The organism is Clostridium gallinarum, from assembly GCF_014836325.1.
Lineage (GTDB): Bacteria > Bacillota > Clostridia > Clostridiales > Clostridiaceae > Clostridium > Clostridium gallinarum.
The window spans coordinates 1-6,612 of the sequence record NZ_JACSQZ010000095.1 but is presented as its reverse complement, the minus strand read 5'-3'; the positions used below and the strand labels follow the sequence as shown (position 1 = coordinate 6,612).

Sequence of the window (6,612 nt, the reverse complement as noted above, 5' to 3'; positions counted from 1 at the left end):
TACAATCAATCCATTGTAAATGAAAAGAAAGGAGCTTCGCTAGCGAATTTTTTATCCGCTAATGCGACAGCTCCTTTAACATTTTAATTACTTTATTTTTTTATAAAATGAATACATTAGTGATAAAACTATTCCTAGTACAGTACATGCTGAAAATGATAGTATTATATCATTAACAAAAACTCCTATAAATATACCACATCCTGCTCCTAACGCAATTCCTTTAGCTAAATAGTCATAATCTTGTTCTGACAATACTAACTTTTCCACCAACATGCACCTCTCTTATTAATAAATTGATATTATAAATATTATCTTACATTATACTTCTTAAATAATTCTTAACTAAATCTTAAAGTATAATTAATTACATAAATTTATATACTTTGAAATTTACTTTCCTATTAAGCTTATACATGTAGGTTTTAATTTAAAACATAAAAAAGATATAAACATTATATTTCTTGCTCCGTCGCATACGCTCTAAGGCAACCTCATACAATGTTTATCTCTTTACAAACTAAAGGAATGAAATTATAAAAACTTATTCAAAGTGTAACATTTTTATAATTTCCTACAAAATAAAAAAGCTAACTAATTTTAGTTAGCTTTATCTGGTGGCTCGACCAGGAATCGAACCAGGGACACGAGGATTTTCAGTCCTCTGCTCTACCGACTGAGCTATCGAGCCTTAACAAATTTTATTTTAATAAATTTTTATCAATATGTCAACGTAATATTGATAAAAAAAGTTATTTTTATCAATATTATTAAATATAATAATATATAGCATTATCAGGAGCATATTAATGAAATATTTAATTTTTATTTTACTTATCTTATCTTTAATAGGGACTTACTTTTATTATACTAGAAAATTAGAATTATTAAAAAAACAACTTATGCTAACTACAACAAAATACTCTTCTGTAAAAAACAAATACAATAATAATATACGTAATTTAAATAATATATCAATAAAGTTTGTTATTCCATCTTATAAAGGTGCAACATTGAAAAATAATTCTAATCTGTATATTTCACCTTTAATAACTTCTCATATTTTAAATTCATTTAATTCTAATATAGAAATTGCTATCTTAGATTGTGCTGAAGTAAATAATGAAACTTGGTTTTATGTAAATACTCCAAGTACCAATAATATAAATTGTAGAGGATGGATAAATTCTAATGATATTTCAATATTTTATAGTAATTCCTCTTCTATTAATAGAGTAACTAATAGTTAAAAGTTAGGAGGTTAAACCCTCCTAACTTTTTTATACTATAATAAACATTATTATTAAATATACTAATATTATTAGTATAAAAGGAATATTTATTATTTTATCTTCATTACCAATTACCTCATTAGCAATCTTATTTTCTTTTACTCTTCTTTTTTTATTCATTTTATTTAAAGCATATATTATTAAAAATACAAATACTGAAAATATAATAGCTATAATTCCATAAATAATTATCATCAATATCTTTTCATTTAAAGATATATTTTTTAAAGTAAACTCTGTTGTCTCCTGAGTAATTGGTAAACTATCTGTAACTATTTTGCTTATTTTAGCAATAGTAACTGATGTTCCATTAATAATAAAATGCATTATCATAGATGAATATATGCTATCTGTTATCCTAACTACTAACGCAAAAATAAATCCAAGAATAGTTGCATATAAAAATTGTTGTCCATCTAAGTGTAATATTCCAAAAAATAATCCTGTTATAACAGCAGCCTTATATTTACTTACATTATTATATCCTGCTAAGACTACCCCCCTAATTGTTATTTCTTCAGTTATAGATGGAAGAATTGCCACTAAGCCTAATAATAATAAATATGGTGTTGCTGATATTTCATTAATAAAAGCTCCTACTTCATTTTCAAAGAAGAAGCTAGATATTAATGAAAAGAAAGTCATAACTGGTTGTACTATAAATCCTAGTAATATTATTAATAAAGTATCTTGCCAATGAAGTTTATTTAATCTTAGCGTTTCCTTAAAAGAAGATTTTGTTATGATTAAATATATAATTGCTGGTACTATAAATAATATTACATGATTAAAAAATAATAATAATCTTGTATCATTTAATCCAATAGCAATATATAACGGTCTTAATGCATATGGACCTAAAACCTCTAGTAAAATTATCATTAAAAAGTATAAATTCACTTTAAAAACTTTTGTCATTTTTATATCCTTTCTAACTTTTATTATTTTATTGTATATAAATTATGTATAAGAAATTTATAAAGTGTACATAATTATAAATGAAGCGAGAAAGTTTCCACAGTTAATCGCCTCTCCCCCATTTTATTTATATATTAAAGAATAATCCCCTGTATTTGAGAAAATGAGGGGATTATTTATTTTTAATAATTTCTTATAATTTCTTTTCTTAATAAATTCAATGCACTTAAAGTAGCTTTTTTTCTTACAGCTTCTCTATCTCCTCTTAAATTCAATTTTTCCACTTTTACATTACCCTTTATATATATTCCTATATATACCAATCCTACAGGCTTATCCTTCGTTCCACCACCAGGTCCAGCTATTCCAGTTGATGATATAGCTATATCTGTATTTAATCCTTCAGCTATACCTATAACCATTTCTCTTGCTGTTTCTTCACTAACAGCTCCAAATTTATTTAAAGTTTCCTCTTTTACTCCTAATCTTTTAATTTTAGATTCATTAGAGTAAGTCACTACTCCTTCTTTAAATATTTCAGATATACCTGGATATTCTATTAATGTAGATGAAATCATACCTCCTGTGCAAGATTCTGCCGTTGATATACTTAATTTTTTATCACATAATAGCTTAGCTACAACCTCTTCTAAAGATACTTCATCTTCTCCATATATATATTCTCCTATAATACCTTTTATTTGATCTACCTTATTTTTTATTAACTCATCACATTTGTCTTCACTTTTTTCTTTTGCAGTAATTCTTAATGTAACTTCGTATTCCTTAGCATATGGAGCTACTGTTGGATTTTTACTATTTTTTATTATGTCATCTAATTTTTTAGCCATTAAGCTTTCACCAATACCAAATATTCTTAAAGTTTTCGATTTAATTATATCTTTTGTCAGCTTAGATAAATACTTAGTTACATGATTACTAAACATTGATTTCATTTCTTTAGGTGGGCCAGGAAGTATTATTAATGTTTTATTATTTTCAGAAATAATTGCACCAGGTGCTGTTCCATTTTCGTTAGGTAAAATTATGGATCCCTCAGGAAAATAGGCTTGATTTTTATTAGCCTCTAATACTTCTTCATTGTTAATATCTAAGTATTTTTTTATCCATTCTAAAGAAGGTTCATGCAATATCATTTTTTTATTAAAATATTTTGCACCTAATTCTTTTGTTAAATCATCTTGAGTTGGCCCTAAGCCTCCTGTTGTAATTATTATATCACATCTATCAAAAGCTTCTTTAAAAGCTTTTAAAATTCTTTCTTCATTATCTCCTATAACTGATTGATAATATACATCTATTCCTAATAAAGCAAGTTCTTTGGCTAAAAATTGTGCATTTGTATTAACTATATCTCCTAATAAAATTTCTGTTCCAATTGAAATTAATTCTGCTTTCATACTTTTCCTCCTAAATATACTTTATATTTAATATTTTACCATAAATTAATAAAAGGCAACTAACCAATTAAAATGGAACCTATAATAGCTATTATGGTTCCATTATATAATTAGATTAATGCCTTTTTACTCTTGCTTACTTGCATTTATATAATAACTTCCATTAGAATCAACACCCTCGTTAACTATGGAAAACTTACTATCTCTAAGCATAGAGGTAATAATATTAATATTTTCTTTTCTAACATTGTCTAATGTTATTTTAAAATTATCTTTAGTATCTACAACTCCAATGTAATCAAATATATTACTGTATTCACTTAATCCTAATTCCCCACTTATATCCATTCTATAGTCTGGCATATTAATCCTCCTAAGTTTTCTTTTGTTATAATAATCATATATATTATTTTTTGAAAAATATCATTATTTATACGCCTTAAATTTAGTTAATTTTTTCTAGTGTCTTCTATAATCTTTTTTATCTCTGTTTCTGGTACTTCTTCATATCTCTCAAAAGTACTTGTAAATTGCCCTCTTGCTTGAGTCATTGACCTTAAATCTGTTGAGTATTTAAACATTTCAACTAAAGGAACTTCTGCATTTACTTTTTGAAGTCTTCCTTCTTGTTCCATTCCTACTACTCTACCACGCCTCTTATTAACGTCCCCTATAATATCTCCCATATATTCATCTGGAACAAATATTTCTACTTTCATAATAGGCTCTAATAATATTGGCTTAGCTAACTCAAGACCTTTTTTATATGCAATTGATGTCGCTAGCTTAAATGCCATTTCAGAAGAATCTACCGGATGATAAGAGCCATCATATAAAGTAGCTTTTAAACCAACAACAGGATATCCTGCTAAAACTCCTTTAATCATACATTCTCTTAAACCCTTCTCAACAGCAGGTATAAAGTTTCTTGGGACAGCTCCACCTACAACATTATCAACAAACTCTAAATCACTTTCACCATCTTTTCTAGCTTCAAACTTAATTTTTACATCTCCATACTGTCCATGTCCACCAGACTGTTTTTTATGTTTTCCTTGCACATCAGATACACCCTTTATGGTTTCTCTATATGGAACTTTAGGAGTTCTTAGAATTACATCTGCTCCAAACTTGTTTCTTAACTTACTAGCTATAACTTCTAAATGAGTTTCACCTATACCTGAAATAATAGTTTCAGCATTTTCACTATCTCTATTAACTGTAAATGTAGGATCTTCTTCTAAAAGCTTTTGAAGAGATACTGATATTTTATCTTCATCACCTTTTGCCTTAGGTAGTACAGTCATAGAAATATTAGGCTTAGGAAAATTCATTTTATCGTAAATAATTTTATTATTTATATCACATAAAGTATCTCCTGTTTCAGTGTATTGTAGTTTTGCAACAGCAGCTATATCTCCAGCAACAACTTCTTTAGTTATTATTTGATTTTTACCTCTCATAAAGAATATATTAGATAATTTTTCTGCCTTGTCTTTATTACTATTAACTACAGTTACTTCGTTAGATAATTTTCCTGTGATAACTCTAAATAAAGATATCTTGCCAACAAAAGGATCTGCAATCGTTTTGAATACTAGTGCTGAAAAAGGTTTAGTTTCATCAAGATTTATAAAAACCTCTTCTTCTGTTTTTGTATTTAATGCTTTTTGAGAAATTGAGTATTTAGGCGATGGAAAACATTCCACCATATCTTCAAGCATGTATCTCATTCCTATAACTTTTAATGCACTTCCACACATTACAGGCGCTATATCTCCAGAAGCACACCCTTCAATTAATCCTTTATATATGTCATCATCACTTAATTTACCTTCATTAAAATACTTATCTAATAAATCTTCATTGGTTTCAGCTACCGCTTCCATTATCATTCTTTTACATTCATCTATTTTTTCGAGTAATTCCTCTGGAACTTCTATTTCCCTTATTTCATTACTATTAGAATCATGAATTCTAGCCTTTTTAGAAATAATATTTATAACACCCTTAAAATTTTCTTCTGTTCCTATTGGATATTGAATAGGAACGACACTAATTCCAAAAATATTCTTTAATTGAGCTAATGTTTTATCGTAACTAGAATTCTCCCTATCTAACTTATTAATAAAAAATGCTCTTGGTAATTTTATTTTATTACAATAGTCCCAGGCCTTTTCAGTTCCAACCTTTACCCCAGATACACCAGATACAACTATTGTTGCAACATCTACAGCTCTCATACCTTGTATAAGCTCCCCCGAAAAATCAAAGTATCCTGGTATATCTACTAAATTAATCTTAGTATCATTAAACTCTATTGGAGCTATTGATGCTGAAAGGGAAATTCCTCTCTTTTTTTCTTCAGGATCAAAATCTGAAACTGTTGTTCCTTCCTCTACTTTTCCCAATCTATCTGTATTTCCAGTATGAAATAGTAAAGCTTCTATTAATGATGTCTTCCCTGATCCTCCATGACCTATTAAACCAACATTCCTTAAGTTGTTTATAGTATAATTCTTCATACTATCTCATAATATTTAAATAAATATTATGATTCCACCTACCTTTCATTTAAAATTTAACTTTTTGATTTAATGCATTTTTCATACTTATGCCTTTATAAATCTTCTGTATATAAATTTTAAATCTATGGTTTCTATAGAAAAGTATCTTAAGTAACCTATAGCTGAAGTTTTATATTAATTATAAAACAATATTTGCAAAATCATTTTTTTATTATTCGTACATCTATATATTATCTTATTCATTTACTATATAAATAAGTACCTTAAAATACTTCACAATAAAAAAGTGTTAAAGTATCATATCCAGGTTCCGCCTTACAGCTCCAAGTCACCTTGCTATGATATTTTAACACTTACAAACTGAATGTTAGAAATTATAAAAAAAGAGATAAACATTATATTCCTTGCTCCGTCGCATGCGCTCCAAGTCGCTGTCATACAATGTTTATCTCT

6 protein-coding genes and 1 tRNA gene are annotated in these 6,612 nt (G+C 27.1%); 1 reads left to right on the top strand and 6 read right to left on the bottom strand.

From position 1 onward, the window contains the following. Positions 1–87: 87 nt before the first annotated feature. Entirely contained in the window at positions 88–276 is a 189-nt protein-coding gene (locus H9660_RS15515) for a hypothetical protein (protein WP_243190685.1), read from the bottom strand. A 339-nt stretch (positions 277–615) separates the two neighbouring features. Then, positions 616–691: transfer RNA gene (locus H9660_RS15510), tRNA-Phe, on the bottom strand. A 118-nt stretch (positions 692–809) separates the two neighbouring features. Between H9660_RS15510 and H9660_RS15505 the strand changes: the two genes are divergently transcribed. Then, positions 810–1,250 carry a hypothetical protein gene (locus H9660_RS15505; protein ID WP_191751279.1) on the top strand — a complete coding sequence of 147 codons (441 nt, stop codon included), beginning with the start codon at positions 810–812 and terminating at the stop codon, positions 1,248–1,250. A 30-nt stretch (positions 1,251–1,280) separates the two neighbouring features. Here H9660_RS15505 and H9660_RS15500 read toward each other — a convergent pair whose 3' ends face one another. The 4 genes from H9660_RS15500 to fusA form a co-directional block, all read right to left on the bottom strand. Beyond that, complete coding sequence (locus H9660_RS15500) at positions 1,281–2,210, bottom strand: CPBP family intramembrane glutamic endopeptidase (RefSeq protein WP_191751278.1); 930 nt, start codon at positions 2,208–2,210, stop codon at positions 1,281–1,283. A 182-nt stretch (positions 2,211–2,392) separates the two neighbouring features. Beyond that, positions 2,393–3,631, bottom strand: coding sequence for a competence/damage-inducible protein A (locus H9660_RS15495; RefSeq protein ID WP_191751277.1), 1,239 nt, complete (start codon positions 3,629–3,631; stop codon positions 2,393–2,395). 126 nt (positions 3,632–3,757) lie between these two features. After that, positions 3,758–3,994, bottom strand: a complete 237-nt coding sequence (locus tag H9660_RS16400; RefSeq protein ID WP_243190684.1) for a hypothetical protein — start codon at positions 3,992–3,994, stop codon at positions 3,758–3,760. Positions 3,995–4,080: 86 nt separating this feature from the next. Continuing rightward, complete coding sequence (fusA, locus tag H9660_RS15485) at positions 4,081–6,156, bottom strand: elongation factor G (RefSeq protein ID WP_191751275.1); 2,076 nt, start codon at positions 6,154–6,156, stop codon at positions 4,081–4,083. Positions 6,157–6,612 lie beyond the last annotated feature (456 nt).

Coding starts and splice junctions, on each gene's coding strand:
- H9660_RS15500 (WP_191751278.1), bottom strand. CDS start 2,210: ATGACAAAAGTTTTTAAAGTGAATTTATACTTTTTAATGATAATTTTA.
- H9660_RS15515 (WP_243190685.1), bottom strand. CDS start 276: ATGTTGGTGGAAAAGTTAGTATTGTCAGAACAAGATTATGACTATTTA.
- fusA (WP_191751275.1), bottom strand. CDS start 6,156: ATGAAGAATTATACTATAAACAACTTAAGGAATGTTGGTTTAATAGGT.
- H9660_RS15505 (WP_191751279.1), top strand. CDS start 810: ATGAAATATTTAATTTTTATTTTACTTATCTTATCTTTAATAGGGACT.
- H9660_RS15495 (WP_191751277.1), bottom strand. CDS start 3,631: ATGAAAGCAGAATTAATTTCAATTGGAACAGAAATTTTATTAGGAGAT.
- H9660_RS16400 (WP_243190684.1), bottom strand. CDS start 3,994: ATGCCAGACTATAGAATGGATATAAGTGGGGAATTAGGATTAAGTGAA.